Below are 15,827 nucleotides of genomic sequence, written 5' to 3' on the forward strand. Positions count from 1 at the left end.
GGCGCGCTACACGACGGGCGCCGCCGGCGGTGTCAGCTGGTGCGCCAGCCAGGTGGGGACGCCGCCCAGCAGGCGGAAGAGCCGGGCGGCCTCCGCGCGCAGCCGGGTGGCCTCCGGCTCCGGCTCGGCCTCGGCCAGGGCCGCCAGGGCCGGCGCCGTACCGACCAGATAGCCCAGCTCCTCGCGGATCCGGAGGGACTCGCCGAAGCCGTGCCGGGCCTCGGCGAGTTCGCCCTCGCGCAGCGCGAGACCGGCCAGATGGCGCCAGGTGAAGGAGAGCAGCAGCGTCTCGCCGTGCGCCGTGGCGGCGGCGTGGGCGCGGCGGTAGGCGGCCCGGGCCGACTGGGGCGAGTCCGAGAGGTGTTCGGCGATCAGCCCGCGCCGGAAGTCGAGCAGCGCCCGGCCGCGCGCCGTCGGGTCGAGCAGGGCCGCCGCCCGGCCCAGCGCGGCGCGCGCCTCGTCCGCGCGGTCCCGTACGCCGAGGACGGTCGAGGCGTACGCGAGATGACCGCGCTCGCAGGCGGCGGCGCCGCGTTCGTCGTCCGAGCGGGCCACGGCCTCCGCCTCCCGGAGGGCCTTGTCCGCCTCGGGCCAGCCGACGCCGGTGAACAGACAGCGCTCGACGAGCAGCGCGGCGCACTGGAGCGCCGGGGCGGGAGCGGCGGCGTGCGGGGCGAGCAGGGCCGCGGCCTCCGTCCAACAGCCGCGCGAGCGCAGCCGCCATATGGCTGTCTGGAGAGGATCGTCACCAGAGATGGTTCCGGAACCAGACATGGCGGAATGCGCCACATTGCCCTCCCCGAGCGCGCCATTGTGCTGTTGGGTGTGGACGCATCTCAGCATGGATCGGCACGCGGGGCCAGTGGCTCAGGTGAAAAAATTCACAATCACCCGGTGTCCGGGGGCGGTTGTGCGAGGCGTGTACGGGAAATGAGGGAGCCCCTTGTGCGTCGGCGGTACGGCCGCCACCTGCGCCGACGGTTCCTCGACGGTCCGTGGCGGGCGCGTCGCGCACGGTGTCCCGGGCGCCGTGGACCTTGGCGCGAATATTCCGGGTGACGGTGGTCAACGGCGCGCGACGGCGGTCCACCGCGCGCGACGGCGACGCCACCGGCGCCCCCGGCGCGCGCTCCGGTTCAACAACCCCTCAGCTCATCCTCAGCGCCAGGAAGAAGTCGAGCTTGTCCTCCAGCCGTGACAGATCACGGCCCGTCAGCTGTTCGATCCTGCCCACCCGGTACCGCAGCGTGTTCACATGCAGATGCAGCCGCGCGGCGCAGCGGGTCCACGAGCCGTCGCAGTCGAGGAACGCCTCCAGGGTCGGGATCAGCTCGGCGCGGTGGCGCCGGTCGTACGCGCGCAGCGGGTCCAGCAGCCGCGCGGTGAAGGCCCGGCGCACGTCGTCCGGCACGAACGGCAGCAGCAGGACGTGCGAGGCCAGCTCGTGGTGGTCCGCCGCGCAGACCCGGCCGGGCCGGGCCGCCGCGACCCGCCGGGCGTGCCGGGCCTCCTCCAGGGCGCCGCGCAGCCCCTCCGCCGAGTGGACCGCCGCGCTGACGCCCAGGGTCAGCCGGCCGTCGTCGGCGAGACCGGCGGTCAGCGGGGCCCGTACGGCGGCGAGGAGCGCGTCCGCGCGCAGGGCGGGGGACTCCTCGGCCTCCGGCGCGGGCGCCGCGCCGCTGCCGTCCGGGGCGTGAGCCGTGCCCGGGCCCGCGTCCGGCTGAGCCGGAGCCGGCAGCGGTACGAGCGCGATCGCCTCGTCACCCGACCGGGCCACCGCGATCCGCTCGGAGTCCACACCGGCCCCCGTACCGGCCGCGCCGAGCAGGATCTCCTCCAGCAGCGCCTGCGCCACCGGACCGTCCCCGGCCGTCGTCCCGTCCGCCACGGCGGAGTCGCTCGCGGGACCGGTCCAGTCGACCCTGGCCACGACCACCTGCCACAGCGGCGTCGGCGCCGCGCCCGGCGCCAGCACCGGCGCCGCCGCCCGCAGCCGCGCGGCGATCTCGGCGGCGGCCGCACCCGCCCGTACCAGCTCCACGACCTCCTGGGCGAGCCGGCGCCGTACCGTACGGGACGCCTCCCGGCGGTCCTGCTCGACCGCGATGAGCTGGGTGACGCCCCGGAGCAGATCGAGCCGCTCCGTCGGCCAGTCCGCCGCGTCCGCCTCCACCGCGAGCAGCCAGCCGGCCAGCGCGGCGGCGCGCCCCGCCGGGACACCGCCCCGGCCGCCCGCCGTACCGCCCGCCGTACCGCCCGGCGCGGCGTCCTGCCCGCCGACCGGGAACAGCGAGTAGACCGTCCCCTCCACCGCCGTGCGGTACGGGCTGGGGCGGCCCGCGCGTACGGCGGCCAGCCGCTCGCCCGCGAGCGCGGCGGCCCGCGCGGCCGGCAGCGGCTCCCCGGCGCCCGCGATCCGGCGGCCGGTGGCGGAGAGCACCCACGCCCGCAGATCGAGATCGGAGCCGAGCAGGTCGAGAACGGCCTCCGGGCCGCCGCCCGCCGGGCCCGGGGACATCAGCCTGCGGTGCCGGTCGACGACCGCCGCGAGATCCCCGGCCCGCTCCCCGGACACCTGGCGCACCACATGCTCGGTGATCGTCGCGAAGGCCACGTCCGCGTCGACCGCGAAGAGCGGCAGCCGGTGGCGCGCGCACGCCTCGACCAGATCGTCGGGGATCCGGGCCAGCTCCGCCTCGCCCGCCGCGAGCCCGGCCACCCCGGCGCCCGCGAGGATCCGGACGAACGGCTCGGACTCCTCGGCGGCCCGCCGCCAGGCGAGCCCGGTGAGCACCAGCTCGCCGCCCGAGAGATAACGGCTCGGATCGCGTAGATCGGTGGTCATCACCCCGTGCACGGTCCGGTCCAGTTCGTCCGCGCCGCCGAGCAGCCGCAGCCCCAGCGCGTCGGTCTCCAGCAGTGCGCGCAGCCGCATTTCTCGCCTCGTCGATCTCTTCGTGGTTTCCGGGCCCCGGCGGGCCCACCGGGGCGTGGGAACGCCGCGTGTTTCGGGCGGAAGACCGTTCGGTTACCGGGGCTTCGCCTTTCGTTCGAATCTACAAGACTCGGATGGCGGCCAGCCAATTCCTTCATGGTTTCGGTGACTGCACCAGGCGGAAGCACTGCTTGTGTACTGGGAGGCACCGGCCGTTCTCGGGCTCTCGGCGATCGGAACAGCGATCCAAGAAGAGATCAAAGAAGCAGAATCAATCAAATGAAGAGGGCCACTCATGGACTTCCTTCGCCCCGCCAGCTGGGGGGAAGCGCTCGCCGCCAAGGCCGAGCACCCCACCGCTGTGCCCCTCGCGGGTGGCACGGACGTCATGGTCGAGATCAACTTTGATCACCGGCGGCCGGAGTATCTGCTCGATCTGACCAGGATCGAAGAGCTGTACGAGTGGACGGTCGGCGAGGAGTATGTCCGGCTCGGCGCGTCCGTCCCGTACACCCGCATCATGGAGCACCTCAGGACCCCGCTCCCCGGGCTCGCGCTCGCCTCGCACACCGTCGCCTCGCCCCAGATCCGCAACCGCGGCGGCGTCGGCGGCAATCTCGGCACCGCCTCGCCGGCCGGGGACGCGCACCCGGCGCTGCTCGCCGCGGGCGCCGAGGTCGAGGCCGAGTCCGTACGGGGCAGCCGCCGTATCCCGATCGACGACTTCTACACCGGGGTGAAGCGCAACGCGCTCGCCGCCGACGAACTGATCAGGGCCGTCCACATCAAGAAGGCGGACGGACCGCAGCAGTACTCGAAGGTCGGCACGCGCAACGCGATGGTCATCGCCGTCTGCGCCTTCGGCCTCGCCCTGCACCCCGCCACCCGGACCGTACGCACCGGTATCGGCTCCGCCGCGCCCACCCCCGTCCGGGCCCGGGACGCCGAGTCGTTCCTGAACGCGGCGCTCGACGAGGGCGGATTCTGGGACAACGGCAAGGTCATCACCCCCTCGGTCGTCAAGGAGTTCGCCACCCTCACCGCCGCCGCCTGCAACCCCATCGACGACGTACGCGGTACGGCGGCCTACCGCCGCCACGCGGTCGGCGTCATGGCCCGCCGCCAGCTCGGCTGGGTCTGGGAGCAGTACCGCGGCGCCCGGCGCACTCTCGAAGGAGCTGCCTGAACATGCGGGTCACATTCACGGTCAACGGGCGCCGGCAGGAGGCCGACGACGTCTGGGAGGGCGAGAGCCTGCTCTACGTCCTGCGCGAGCGCCTGGGCCTCCCCGGTTCCAAGAACGCCTGCGAGCAGGGCGAGTGCGGGTCCTGCACCGTACGGCTCGACGGCGTCCCGGTCTGCTCCTGTCTCGTGGCCGCCGGGCAGGCCGAGGGACGCGACGTCCTCACGGTCGAGGGGCTCGCGGACCACGCGCGGCGGCGCGACGGCGCGGCGGCGGGGGACGACGCGCTCTCCCCGGTCCAGCGGGCGTTCATCGACGCGGGCGCCGTGCAGTGCGGCTTCTGCACCCCCGGACTCCTCGTCGCCGCCGACGAGATGCTCGAACACCATCCCTCGCCCACCGACGACGACATCCGCGAGGCGCTCTCCGGCAACCTCTGCCGCTGTACGGGGTACGAGAAGATCCTCGACGCGGTCCGGCTCGCCGCGGCCCGCCAGGAGAGCCGCGCGGACACGGGCGGGGCACACGAAGGCGGGGCGATTGCGTCATGACCACGACCGGTCCCGTCGGCGCCCCCGGCCGTCTCACCCAGGGCGCCACCACCCAGGGCACCACCAAGGGCGGCATCGGGGAGTCCACCCTCCGCCCCGACGGCCTGCTCAAGGTCACCGGCGAGTTCGCGTACGGCTCCGACATGTGGCACGAGGACATGCTCTGGGGCCACACCCTGCGCTCCACCGTCGCGCACGCCGAGATCCGCTCCCTCGACATCGCCGAGGCCCTCGCCGTCCCCGGCGTCCACGCCGTCCTCACGTACGACGACCTCCCCACCGGCGTCAAGAACTACGGCCTGGAGCTGAAGGACACCCCGGTCCTCGCGCACGGCAAGGTCCGCCACCACGGCGAGCCGGTCGCCCTCGTCGCGGCCGACCACCCCGAGACCGCGCGCCGCGCCGCCGCCAGGATCCGGATCGAGTACGCGGAGCTGCCCGTCGTCACCGACGAGGCGTCCGCCACCGCGCCCGGCGCGCCGCTGATCCACGAGGGCCGCGACGACCACCACTACGGCCTCGTGCCGCCCCCCGGGGGCCGCCATGTCCCGCATCCGAACATCGTCCACCGCCAGCCCATCGTCCGCGGCGACGCGGCGAAGGCCGCCGAGCGCGCCGATGTGATCGTCACCGGCGACTATGTCTTCGGCATGCAGGACCAGGCGTTCCTGGGCCCGGAGTCCGGTCTCGCCGTACCCGCCGAGGACGGCGGCGTCGAGCTGTACGTCGCCACCCAGTGGCTCCACTCCGACCTCTGGCAGATCGCCCCCGTCCTCGGCCTGCCCGAGGACAAGGTCCGGATGACGCTCTCCGGCGTCGGCGGTGCGTTCGGCGGCCGGGAGGATCTGTCGATGCAGATCCACGCCTGTCTGCTCGCGCTGCGCACCGGCAGGCCCGTCAAGATGGTCTACAACCGCTTCGAGTCCTTCTTCGGCCATGTCCACCGCCACCCCGCGAAGCTCCACTACGAGCACGGCGCGACCCGCGACGGCCGGCTCACCCACATGAAGTGCCGGATCGTGCTGGACGGCGGCGCGTACGCGTCCTCCACCCCGGCCGTCGTCGGCAACGCCGCGTCCCTGTCGGCCGGACCGTACGTCGTCGACCACGTCGACATCGAGGCGGTCGGCCTCTACACCAACAACCCGCCCTGCGGCGCGATGCGCGGCTTCGGCGCGGTCCAGGCGTGCTTCGCGTACGAGGCCCAGATGGACAAGCTGGCGGCGGCGCTGGACATGGACCCGGTGGAGTTCCGGCGGCTCAACGCCATGGAGCAGGGCTCCGTACTGCCCACGGGCCAGGTGGTCGACTCACCGGCGCCCGTCGCCGAGCTGCTGCGCCGGGTCAAGGCCCGGCCGCTGCCGCCCGAGCGGCAGTGGCTCGCGGCGGGGGAGGCGGCGGACGTCCGGGCGCTGCCGGGCGGGCTGTCGAACACCACCCACGGCGAAGGCGTCGTACGGGGCGTCGGCTACGCGGTCGGCATCAAGAACGTCGGCTTCTCCGAGGGCTTCGACGACTACTCGACCGCGCGCGTACGGCTCGAAGTGGTGGGCGGGGACGCGGTCGCCACCGTCCACACCGCGATGGCCGAGGTCGGCCAGGGCGGCGTCACCGTCCACGCGCAGATCGCCCGGACCGAACTCGGCGTCGCGCAGGTCACCATCCACCCGGCGGACACCCGGGTCGGCTCGGCCGGCTCGACCTCCGCCTCCCGCCAGACCTATGTGACGGGCGGCGCGGTCAAGCACACCTGCGAGAACGTCCGGGCGAAGGTGCTGGAGCTGGGCCGGCGCAAGTTCGGCACGTACCACCCGGCCTGGGCGACCGCCGAACTCCTGCTGGAGAACGGCAAGGTCGTCACCGACGGCGGCGAGGTGCTGGCCGCGCTGGCGGACGTCCTGGGGGACGAGGCGGTGGACCTGGAGCTGGAGTGGCGCCACCGGCCGACCGAGGCGTTCGACCTCCGTACGGGACAGGGCAACGGCCATGTCCAGTACTCCTTCGCCGCGCACCGGGCCGTCGTGGAGGTCGACACGGATCTGGGCCTGGTCAAGGTCGTCGAGCTGGCCGTCGCGCAGGACGTCGGCAAGGCGCTCAACCCGCTCTCCGTCGTCGGCCAGATCCAGGGCGGCAGTACGCAGGGGCTCGGGGTGGCGGTCATGGAGGAGATCGTGGTGGACCCGGTGACCGCGAAGGTGCGCAACCCGTCGTTCACGGACTATCTGATCCCGACGATCCTCGACACCCCGACCATCCCCGTCGATGTGCTCGAACTGGCCGACCAGCACGCGCCGTACGGGCTGCGCGGGGTCGGTGAGGCGCCCACGCTCTCGTCCACCCCCGCCGTCCTCGCGGCCATCAGGGCGGCGACCGGGCTGGAGCTGACGAGGACGCCGGTACGGCCGGAGCACCTGACCGGCACGGGCTCATGAAGAGGGGGCGCGGGATCGGGCGCGGGGCCGGGCGCGGGCTCATGAGGAGGGGGTGCGCATGCTGGACATCGCCGACGAGCTGAACCGCTGGCTCGCCGAGGGCCGTGACACCGCCGTCGCCACCGTCGTGTCCGTCAGCGGCAGCGCGCCCCGGCGCCCGGGCGCCGCGCTCGCCGTGGACGGCGCGGGCGCGGCCGTCGGCTCGGTCTCCGGCGGGTGCGTGGAGGCGGCGGTGTACGAGCTGTGCCGGGAGGCCCTGCGGGACGGCCGCAGCGTCGTGGAGCGGTTCGGGTACAGCGACGACGACGCCTTCGCCGTGGGGCTGACCTGCGGCGGCACGATCGACATCCTGGTGACGCCGGTACGGGCCGACGCGCCCCAGCGCCCCGTCCTCGCCGCCGCGCTCGCCGCCGCCGCGCGCGGTGAGGCGGCGGCGCTCGCCCGGGTCGTCGAGGGCCCGGACACCCTGCGCGGCCGGGCGCTGCTGGCGCGCCCGGACGGTACGTACGAGGGCGCCCTCGGCGGCCACCCCGAGCTGGACCGTACGGCGGCGGCGGAGGCCCGCGCCCTGCTGGCCGCCGGCCGTACGGACACGGTCACCATCGGCGCGCGCGGCGCCCGCTGCGGCCGGCCGGTGACGCTGCTGGTCGAGTCGAGCGCACCGCCCCCGCGCATGATCGTCTTCGGCGCCGTCGACTTCGCCGCCGCGCTCGCCCGCGCGGGCAAGTTCCTCGGCTACCACGTGACGGTCTGCGACGCGCGCCCCGTCTTCGCCACCCGCGCGCGCTTCCCGGACGCCGACGAGGTCGTGGTCGACTGGCCGCACCGCTATCTGGAGTCCACCGAGGTCGACGGCCGTACGGTGCTGTGCGTGCTCACGCACGACGCCAAGTTCGATGTGCCGCTGCTGAAGCGGGCGTTGCGGCTGCCGGTGGCGTTCGTCGGCGCGATGGGGTCGCGCCGTACGCACGAGGACCGCGGCAGACGGCTGCGCGAGACCGGGGTCACCGAGGCCGAACTCGCCCGGCTCCACTCGCCGATCGGGCTGGACCTCGGCGCCCGTACCCCCGAGGAGACCGCCCTGTCCATCGCGGCGGAGATCGTCGCCACCCGGCACGGCGGCACCGGCGTCTCGCTGACCGGCGCCCACACCCCGATCCACCACGACACCTCCCGGCCCCGCCGCTTCGGCTCGGTCGCCTGAGGGCCGGCGGGCGGGCCCGGCGCCCGACGGTCCGCGGGCGGGTCCCGAACCGGTACGCGCCCGCGCACTCCGCCCGGGGCGCGGGCGCGCACCGGCGTCATGGGGCGCCGTCCGGTGCCGTGTCCCCCACGGATGCGGCACCGGACGGAGCCCGGGTCTGTGCTGTCGGAGCGCCAACAGCACAGACCCTCCCGCTAAGTGCCCCTCCCGGCAAGCTTTGCCCCGTCGCGCCGCCCAGCACGCACGCTCGCCGCGTTGGCCGAAAGCCCAGGTAGCTCCGCTACCAGAACTTCCGGCCGCCTTGCGATCGCACGCACCGGACGACGCTCCTTCCGGGCAAACATTGCCGGTCACGGCACTGTAGGCAGGGGCCGGGCAGCGCTCCCGCGCCGGGTTGCGGCAGCCCGAGCGGGGCGGCATTGGAGGAGCCGCCTCCTCCGGTGTGGGAGCGCTCCCATGAGTCTTGTCGAGCGGCCCGCCCCACGTCAAGGGCGGGTACGGGAGTCGAACTCGCTTGGCCGAAAAGGCAGTCGGCCCGCCTCGCCCCGTTCCTGCTCCGGGTCGCCCCGGCCGGCCCGTCAGCCCGAGGCGCGCCGCACCAGCTCCGTACGGAGCACCACGTGCTGCCACGCCGCCGAGGAGTCGTTGAGCGTCTCCAGCAGGACCCGGGCCATCGTGCGGCCCATCTCCTCCACGGGCTGGCGCACGGTGGTCAGCTGCGGGTCGGTGTGGCGGGAGATGGGGGAGTCGTCGAACCCCACCACCGCCACGTCCTCCGGGACCCGGCGGCCCAGCGCCCGCAAGGTGTGCAGGGCGCCCACCGCCATCACGTCGGAGGCGGCGAACACCGCGTCCAGGTCCGGCTCGCGGGCCAGCAGCTCGGCCATCGCGCGCCGCCCGCTCTCCTCCGTGAAGTCGCCGTGGGCGACCAGGAGGCCGTCGGGGCCCCGGCCGCCGGAGCCCGGGGCGGCCCGTACGGCCTCCTCGTAGCCGCGCAGCCGGCACTGGGCCACGTACATGTCCAGCGGCCCGGTGATGGTGCCGATCGTGCGGCGGCCGGATTCCGCCAGATGCCGGACCGCCGCCCGCGCGCCGCCCACGTTGTCCGAGTCGACGTACGAGACGGACTCGTCCCCCGAGCGCCGGCCGCTCAGCACGGTCGGCAGCTCCATCCCGGCCAGCAGATCGGGCAGCGGGTCGTCACCGTGGACGGAGACGAGCAGGACGCCGTCGATCCGGCGGGCGCGGGCGTACTGGAGGAAGCGCTGCCGCTCGTTCTCCGTACGGACCAGGGTCAGCAGGAGCTGGAGATCGGTGTCGGCGAGCGCGTCGCCCACGCCGTGCACGATGTCGGAGAAGTACGGCTCGGCGAAGAACCGTTTCTCGGTCTCCGGTATCACCAGCGCCACCGCGTCCGTACGGCTCCCCGCCAGCGCGCGGGCGGCCCGGTTCGGTATGTAGCCGAGCTGGGCGATCGCCTGTTCCACCAGGTGTCTGGTGGTGTCCTTGACCCGGGGCGAGTTGTTGATGACCCGCGACACCGTGCCCCGGCCGACACCCGCGAGCGCGGCGACCTCCTCCAGGGTGGGCTGGCCCGTACGCGCCTTCGTCACCTTCGTCACCATCCTGCGACCTCCCTCGGCCCGATCCCCGGCCCGGTCGGCGAGCGGTGTACAGGGTGGGGCTCTCTGCCATCCAACCACTGGGAGCGCTCCCATGCACAGAAAAGGCCGGTCAAGAGGGGCGCGAGGCGCCCGGAAGGGCGTTCCGGGCCCGACGCGCGCCCCCGGGTGGCCTGTTGCGTACGGTCAGTGCCGCTGCCCGTTTGACAGAAAGGCAGTTGACGGTGCGTCATCTTTCGTTTGTTCCCGTGGGGGCGTTCTCATTATCATCCGGCGATGATCATAAGTAGACGGTCGGCAGCCGCCGTATGCGGTCTGGTGGCCACCCTGGCCGTAGGACTCTTCCCTCCCGCAGCTGCCGCCGCCGATGAACCCGCCGGAAAGCCGGTGCCGAAGGTCGATCTCGTCCTCGATGTCAGCGGGTCCATGCGGACCCGGGACATCGACGGCAAGTCCCGGATGGCGGCGGCCAAGCTCGCGTTCAACGATGTGCTGGACGCGGTGCCGGAGGAGGTGGAGCTGGGCATCCGCACCCTCGGGGCCGACTATCCGGGCAAGGACACCAAGGTCGGCTGCAAGGACACCCGGCAGCTCTACCCGGTGGGGCCGCTGGACCGTACGGAGGCGAAGACCGCCGTCGCCACGCTCGTGCCCACCGGCTGGACGCCGATCGGCCCGGCCCTCCTCGGCGCGGCCGAGGACCTCGGCGAGGACGGCGACGCCACCCGCCGGATCGTTCTCATCACCGACGGCGAGGACACCTGCGCACCGCTCGACCCCTGCGAGGTGGCCCGCGAGATCGCCGCCAAGGGCATTCACCTCACCATCGACACCCTCGGCCTCGTACCCGACGAGAAGACCCGGCGGCAGCTCACCTGTATCGCCGAGGCCACCGGCGGCACCTTCACCGCCATCCAGCACACCGAGGAACTCTCGCGCCGGGTAACCCAGTTGGTGGACCGCGCCGCCGACCCCGTCGTCAACCCCGTTGCCACCGAAGGCGCGGCGAGCTGCGCCAACGCCCCGCAGATCAAGCCCGGTCTCTACAGCGACCGCGAGAAGTTCTCCGAGCACCGCTGGTACCGCGTGGACGTCCTGCCGGGCCAGGAGCTGCGTGCCTCGGTCAGCGTCGGCGCCGACCGCGCCGTCGACAAGGACTACGGCGTGCTGCTGCGCGCCGTCACCGTGCACGGCCGTGAACTCGTGCGCGGCGCCGAGTCCGGCGACGGACGCACCGATGTGATCTCCTCGGGACTCCGCTACCCCAAGGCGGACGTGGACGATGACGAGGCGAAGGAGACCCCGGAGACCGTCTGCCTCCAGATCAGCAACTCCTTCTCCGCGCCCGCCTCCGTCCAGACCACCCCGGGCCTGCCCGTCGAGCTGACCGTCGACCTGGTCGACGCGCCCAGCACGGCGTCCGACGTGGCCGCGTTCGGTCTGGGCCGCGGCTGGTGGCTGCTCGGCACGATGGTCCTCACCGGGCTGATCGCCGGACTGCTGTGGGGCTGGATCTCCCGCCTGCGTCTCGTCTGGAGCAACTGATGCGTATCACCGGCAAGTTCACCGGCGGAGTGACGGGCACCCTGCTCGCCGCCGTCCTGCTCCTCGGTACGGCGGGCAGCGCGGTGGCCGACGAGACCCCGACCCCGGCCGGCTCGGCGTCCTCCGGCTCCTCCGACAGCGCCGAGGCGCCGACGGAGGCCGGCACCTCGTTCCGTACGGCCACCGCCTTCCGGCCCGGCCAGCGGGCCACGGCCGGCGGCTCCACGGGCGACTACCTGTACTGGGTGTTCCCCGTCGACGCGGGCCAGCGCGCCACGGTCAAGGCGAAGGTCACCCTGCCCGACTCGGCCGCCGCGCGGAAGGGCCCGGTCACCTGGCAGGTCGACGTCTACGACGGACTGCGCCGCCGCCAGCCGTGTGTGTACGGCACCCAGACCAAGTCGCTCGCGGCGGACAAGGCGTCGGTCGAGCTGCGCTGTGTGCTCCGTACGGTACGGGCGTGGGCCGAGCCGTGGGCCAACGACCCCCTGCCGGGCAGCTACTTCGTCCGGCTGACCGTCCTCGACGCGAAGCAGGAGGACCTCGGTCTGCCCGTGCTGACGGAGATCGAGGCCGAGACCCCCGGCCAGGGCGGCGCCCACGCGGTCGGCGGCAGCCTGACCACCCCGCTCACCCCGGGCCGTACGACGGTCTCGCAGAGCGGCGGCGGCGCGTCGAGCGCCGGGGCCCAGCTGGCCGCGTCCGGCGTCGAGCCGGAGGGCGGCTGGGCCTCCGGCTGGTGGACGGACCGCTGGCTGTGGACCGTGGCCGGCGGTGTGCTCGGCGCGCTCGCGGGTATCGCGGGCTACACCCTGGCGCGGCCGGCCCGGCGCAACGCGGCGGTGTAGCGCGGCCGTTGGCGCGCGGCGGCAGGCACGTACATACGCGCACACGTGGACGGGCCGGTGGTACGGGAGCTTCCCGGACCGCCGGCCCGTCGGCGTATCGGCCTGTGGCTCGGCGCAGGGCGGCGGGCGCCGGGACGCGCGTCAGGCCGCCGTGGCGTCCTCGTACAGCTTGTCCAGGAACGCGTCGAGGTGCCTGCGGGTCCTGGCGATGCGCTCCTCCTCGGTGAGGGACTCCTCCATCCGGCGGCTGAACACGGGCTTGCGCCGGCCCCGTACGTACAGCGAGCACGCCAGATCGGCGCACATGTACATCCCCACGGAGTTGCCCTGCCGGCCCGCGGCGCCGGTCTTCGGCGCGGTCATCAGATCGATGCCCGAGGCGTTGTGGGGTGTCACGCAGATCGAGCAGATGCTCGACTTGAGCAGGCTCCGGCGGCCGGACGCCGTGCCGCGCAGCGCGAAGCCGGTCCACACTCCGTCGCGCTCGGTGACGAGATAACCGCGCTCGGGCGCCCCGGGGTCGCGCCAGCCGAGGAAGTCGAGATCCGCCCAGGGAAGATCCGCCAGATCCCGGGGGAGCCCCAGCCGGCGGGCCTCGCCCTTGGAACAGTTGACGAACGATCCACGGATCTCTTGCTCGGTGAGGGCCTTCATCCCCGGAAACTAACAAGCGCGGGGGCAGTGTGTCGCCGGATTTTCCGTGCGGGCCCTGGCCTCGGCCGGCACAGGGCGGACGGGGGCGTGTTACCGTTTTCGGAGCAGAGACAACTGGGTCGGCTGCGTGACCGGAATGGGGAGGTGAGTTGATGACTGCCGCAAAGGCCACTGCCGTGCGCAGTGCCGTACAGACCATCCTCACGTCCCGGATCCCGGTCTGATCCAACGCTCCTTTTATTCGGCCGTCCCTCGCGACGGCTCAAGGGGCAGAGCTGTGCGCTCACCGGGGTCCTTGTTCAAAGGTCTCTGCGTTGTCTCAACTTTCTTCCTTCCCTGACCAGCCCTGTTCCCTCGCGGACTACGGCTGGGACGAGGCGTGTGAGCACGCCTTCACACCTCATCGCGCCGCCGGGCTGATCCCGGCCCGTATCGTGCGCGCCGAACGCGGCTCGTGCGAGGCGGTCACCGATGACGGCATCCTCCGTGTGAGGATTCCCGCCACCGACGATCACGGGGACGCGCTGCCGTCGCCGTGCACGGGCGACTGGGCGGCCCTGCGCCCCGCCGGCACTGCCACCGGCACCGGCACTGGCACCGGAGGCGCCGGTGACGGACCGGTGCTGCATACGGTGCTGGAGCGGCGTACCGCTCTGGTGCGCTCGACGGCTTCGCGCACCTCGCACGGCCAGGTCCTGGCCGCCAACGTCGACACGGTCGTGGTGACGGTGTCACTGGCTGCCCCGCTCAAGCACGACCGGACCGAACGCATGCTCGCCCTGGCCTGGGAGAGCGGCGCCCAGCCGGTCGTGGTGCTCACCAAGGCCGACCAGTGCGCCGACGCCGAACGGGCCGCGGCCGAGGTGGCCGAGGTGGCACCGGGCGTGGATGTGCTGGTCACCAGCGCCGTGACCGGGCAGGGCCTGGACACCCTGACCGCGTTCCTGCACGGCACCGTCGCGCTGCTGGGCCCCTCCGGAGCGGGCAAGTCCACCCTGGGCAACCGGCTGTTGGGCGAGGACCGGCTGGCCACCGGCTCCGTCCGCGACGTGGACGGCAAGGGCCGGCACACCACCGCCTGGCGGGAGCTGCTGCCGCTGCCCGGCGGCGGGGTCCTGCTGGACACCCCCGGTCTGCGCGCGATCGGTCTGCACGACACCCAGGACGGGCTGGAGCAGACCTTCACCGAGATCGAACGCCTCGCCCAGGACTGCCGGTTCACGGACTGCGCCCATGTCGGCGAACCCGGCTGCGCGGTCCTGGCGGCGGTCGCGGCGGACGAGGTGCCCCAGCGCCGGCTGGACAGCTACCACCGGCTGCTGCGGGAGAGCGCCTACGCCGCCTCGCGCACCGACGCGCGGCTGCGCGCCGGACGCGACTCCGTCAAGAAGGACATCACCCGGCATCTGCGCGCCACCTACGAGTTCCGGGAGCGCCAGCTGTGAGCCGCACCACGCCACCGCCGGGAGCCCGTACGACCCCGCCGGTGGCCGATCCGGTGACGGCGGCGTTCTTCGCCCTGCACCACAACCTGCCCAGGCAGGGCCCCGGTTCGGACGCCACCACCCGGCACCTGCTGGCGACGGCCGGGCCGCTGCCGGAGCACCCACGGGTGCTGGACGCGGGCTGCGGCCCCGGCCGCTCCGCCCTGCTGCTGGCCGAGGAGGCCGGCGCCCGGGTGACGGCGGTCGATCTGCACCAGCCCTTCCTGGACGACCTCGCGGCCGAGGCGGCACGCCGGGGCCTCGGTGACCGGGTCACGGTCGTCAACCGCTCGATGGACCAACTGCCGTACCCCGATCGCAGCTTCGACCTGATCTGGGCCGAGGGATCCGTCTACACGGTCGGCTTCGACGTCGCCCTGAACGCCTGGCGCCGGCTGCTCGCGCCCGGCGGCATCGTCGTCGTCACCGAGATCGAGTGGACGGTGACCGCTCCCGCGGCGGCGGCCCGCGCCTACTGGGACGCGGCCTATCCGCTGCGTACCCGCGCCGCTAACACCGACGCCGCACAGGCCGCCGGCTACCGGCTGCTCGCGCACCGGCCGCTGCCGGAGAGCGACTGGTGGGACGGGTACTACACCCCGCTCTCCCGGCGGATCGTCCGGGCGGACCCGCGCCGGCCCGGTATGCCGCAGGCGCTCGCCGCCGCCCGTGCGGAGATCGCCATGCGGCGGGAGTACGGCAGCGACTACAACTACGCCGCCTACCTCCTCCGGCACCTCCACGACAACACCCAGCACACTCCGCGCACCACGCACACTCCGCGCACCTCTCGCACCCCTCACACTCCCGAGAACGGAACCGCCATGACCGCTTGGACCGCCCGCCCGGAGACCAACGACGACATCGCCGCCATCCGCGCCATCCACCTCGGCGCCTTCCCCACCGCCGGGGAGGCCGACATCGTCGACCTCCTGCGCGCCGACCCGAAGGCGTGGATCGACGGTCTGTCCTTTGTCGCGGAGGCGGCCGACGGCACCCCGGTCGGCCACGCCCTCCTCACCCGCTGCCACGTCGACGGCGCGCCCGCTCTCGCGCTGGCGCCGTGCGGCGTGCTGCCCTCGGCCCAGCGCACCGGCGCCGGCTCCGCCGCCATCCGCGCCGCGCTGACGGCGGCCCGGGCCATGGGTGAGAACCTCGTGCTGGTCCTCGGACACGCCGACTACTACCCGCGGTTCGGCTTCACCCGGGCCTCCGGCTTCGGTATCCGCGCGCCCTTCGACGTGCCCGACGAGGCGATGATGGCCATGGCCCTGGACGACACCTGCCCGGTGCCCGCCGGCACCATCGAGTACCCCGCCGCGTTCGGCGTCTGATCCCTCAGGTGGTGCCCCGGGGTCAGGACTCCCCG

At 73.7% G+C, this 15,827-nt stretch carries 12 protein-coding genes; 8 read left to right on the forward strand and 4 right to left on the reverse strand.

Going from position 1 to position 15,827, the window contains the following annotated elements; genetic code table 11:
* Nucleotides 1–6 precede the first annotated feature (6 nt).
* Nucleotides 7–789, reverse strand: a complete 783-nt coding sequence (locus tag DVK44_RS28995; protein ID WP_114663582.1) for a hypothetical protein — start codon at nt 787–789, stop codon at nt 7–9.
* A gap of 358 nt (nt 790–1,147) precedes the next feature.
* Entirely contained in the window at nt 1,148–2,935 is a 1,788-nt protein-coding gene (locus DVK44_RS29000) for a PucR family transcriptional regulator (protein ID WP_114663584.1), read from the reverse strand.
* Between the two features lie 295 nt (nt 2,936–3,230).
* Here DVK44_RS29000 and DVK44_RS29005 point away from each other — a divergent pair, with 295 nt between their 5' ends.
* The 4 genes from DVK44_RS29005 to DVK44_RS29020 are packed head-to-tail and all read left to right on the forward strand — an operon-like array spanning nt 3,231 to nt 8,305.
* Complete coding sequence (locus tag DVK44_RS29005) at nt 3,231–4,121, forward strand: FAD binding domain-containing protein (protein WP_114663586.1); 891 nt, start codon at nt 3,231–3,233, stop codon at nt 4,119–4,121.
* Nucleotides 4,122–4,123: 2 nt separating this feature from the next.
* Nucleotides 4,124–4,669 carry a (2Fe-2S)-binding protein gene (locus DVK44_RS29010; RefSeq protein WP_114663588.1) on the forward strand — a complete coding sequence of 182 codons (546 nt, stop codon included), beginning with the start codon at nt 4,124–4,126 and terminating at the stop codon, nt 4,667–4,669.
* Nucleotides 4,666–7,101, forward strand: coding sequence for a xanthine dehydrogenase family protein molybdopterin-binding subunit (locus DVK44_RS29015; protein ID WP_114663590.1), 2,436 nt, complete (start codon nt 4,666–4,668; stop codon nt 7,099–7,101). Before DVK44_RS29010 ends, DVK44_RS29015 begins: the two co-directional genes overlap by 4 nt.
* Nucleotides 7,102–7,159: 58 nt before the next feature.
* Nucleotides 7,160–8,305: an XdhC family protein gene (locus tag DVK44_RS29020; RefSeq protein ID WP_114663592.1), complete on the forward strand. Its 1,146-nt coding sequence runs from the start codon at nt 7,160–7,162 to the stop codon at nt 8,303–8,305.
* A 578-nt stretch (nt 8,306–8,883) separates the two neighbouring features.
* Here DVK44_RS29020 and DVK44_RS29025 read toward each other — a convergent pair.
* Entirely contained in the window at nt 8,884–9,930 is a 1,047-nt protein-coding gene (locus tag DVK44_RS29025) for a LacI family DNA-binding transcriptional regulator (RefSeq protein WP_114663594.1), read from the reverse strand.
* A 273-nt stretch (nt 9,931–10,203) separates the two neighbouring features.
* On the opposite strand from DVK44_RS29025, the gene DVK44_RS29030 reads away from it, so the two are divergent.
* Both DVK44_RS29030 and DVK44_RS29035 read left to right on the forward strand, forming a co-directional pair.
* Nucleotides 10,204–11,472 (forward strand): VWA domain-containing protein, encoded by a 1,269-nt coding sequence (locus DVK44_RS29030; protein ID WP_114663596.1) that lies wholly within the window; start codon nt 10,204–10,206, stop codon nt 11,470–11,472.
* On the forward strand, nt 11,472–12,320 hold the full coding sequence (locus DVK44_RS29035; RefSeq protein ID WP_114663598.1) for a hypothetical protein: 849 nt from the start codon (nt 11,472–11,474) through the stop codon (nt 12,318–12,320). The genes DVK44_RS29030 and DVK44_RS29035 overlap by 1 nt, the downstream gene beginning before the upstream one ends.
* 141 nt (nt 12,321–12,461) lie before the next feature.
* On the opposite strand, the gene DVK44_RS29040 is transcribed toward DVK44_RS29035, so the two are convergent.
* Nucleotides 12,462–12,974: an FBP domain-containing protein gene (locus DVK44_RS29040; RefSeq protein ID WP_114663600.1), complete on the reverse strand. Its 513-nt coding sequence runs from the start codon at nt 12,972–12,974 to the stop codon at nt 12,462–12,464.
* Between the two features lie 314 nt (nt 12,975–13,288).
* Here DVK44_RS29040 and rsgA point away from each other — a divergent pair, with 314 nt between their 5' ends.
* A complete protein-coding gene (gene rsgA / locus DVK44_RS29045; protein WP_114663601.1) occupies nt 13,289–14,419 on the forward strand; it encodes a ribosome small subunit-dependent GTPase A in 1,131 nt (376 codons plus the stop codon).
* A gap of 41 nt (nt 14,420–14,460) precedes the next feature.
* Entirely contained in the window at nt 14,461–15,792 is a 1,332-nt protein-coding gene (locus DVK44_RS29050; protein WP_114663602.1) for a bifunctional class I SAM-dependent methyltransferase/N-acetyltransferase, read from the forward strand.
* Nucleotides 15,793–15,827: the final 35 nt, after the last annotated feature.

The organism is Streptomyces paludis (assembly GCF_003344965.1).
In the GTDB taxonomy this organism is placed as follows: Bacteria; Actinomycetota; Actinomycetes; order Streptomycetales; family Streptomycetaceae; genus Streptomyces; species Streptomyces paludis.

What these genes read in the sequence shown, in the direction of transcription:
- DVK44_RS29000 (WP_114663584.1), bottom strand. Translation starts at nt 2,935, where the DNA reads ATGCGGCTGCGCGCACTGCTGGAGACCGACGCGCTGGGGCTGCGGCTG.
- DVK44_RS29025 (WP_114663594.1), bottom strand. Translation starts at nt 9,930, where the DNA reads ATGGTGACGAAGGTGACGAAGGCGCGTACGGGCCAGCCCACCCTGGAG.
- DVK44_RS29035 (WP_114663598.1), top strand. Translation starts at nt 11,472, where the DNA reads ATGCGTATCACCGGCAAGTTCACCGGCGGAGTGACGGGCACCCTGCTC.
- DVK44_RS29005 (WP_114663586.1), top strand. Translation starts at nt 3,231, where the DNA reads ATGGACTTCCTTCGCCCCGCCAGCTGGGGGGAAGCGCTCGCCGCCAAG.
- DVK44_RS29020 (WP_114663592.1), top strand. Translation starts at nt 7,160, where the DNA reads ATGCTGGACATCGCCGACGAGCTGAACCGCTGGCTCGCCGAGGGCCGT.
- DVK44_RS29030 (WP_114663596.1), top strand. Translation starts at nt 10,204, where the DNA reads ATGATCATAAGTAGACGGTCGGCAGCCGCCGTATGCGGTCTGGTGGCC.
- DVK44_RS29010 (WP_114663588.1), top strand. Translation starts at nt 4,124, where the DNA reads ATGCGGGTCACATTCACGGTCAACGGGCGCCGGCAGGAGGCCGACGAC.
- DVK44_RS29015 (WP_114663590.1), top strand. Translation starts at nt 4,666, where the DNA reads ATGACCACGACCGGTCCCGTCGGCGCCCCCGGCCGTCTCACCCAGGGC.
- DVK44_RS29040 (WP_114663600.1), bottom strand. Translation starts at nt 12,974, where the DNA reads ATGAAGGCCCTCACCGAGCAAGAGATCCGTGGATCGTTCGTCAACTGT.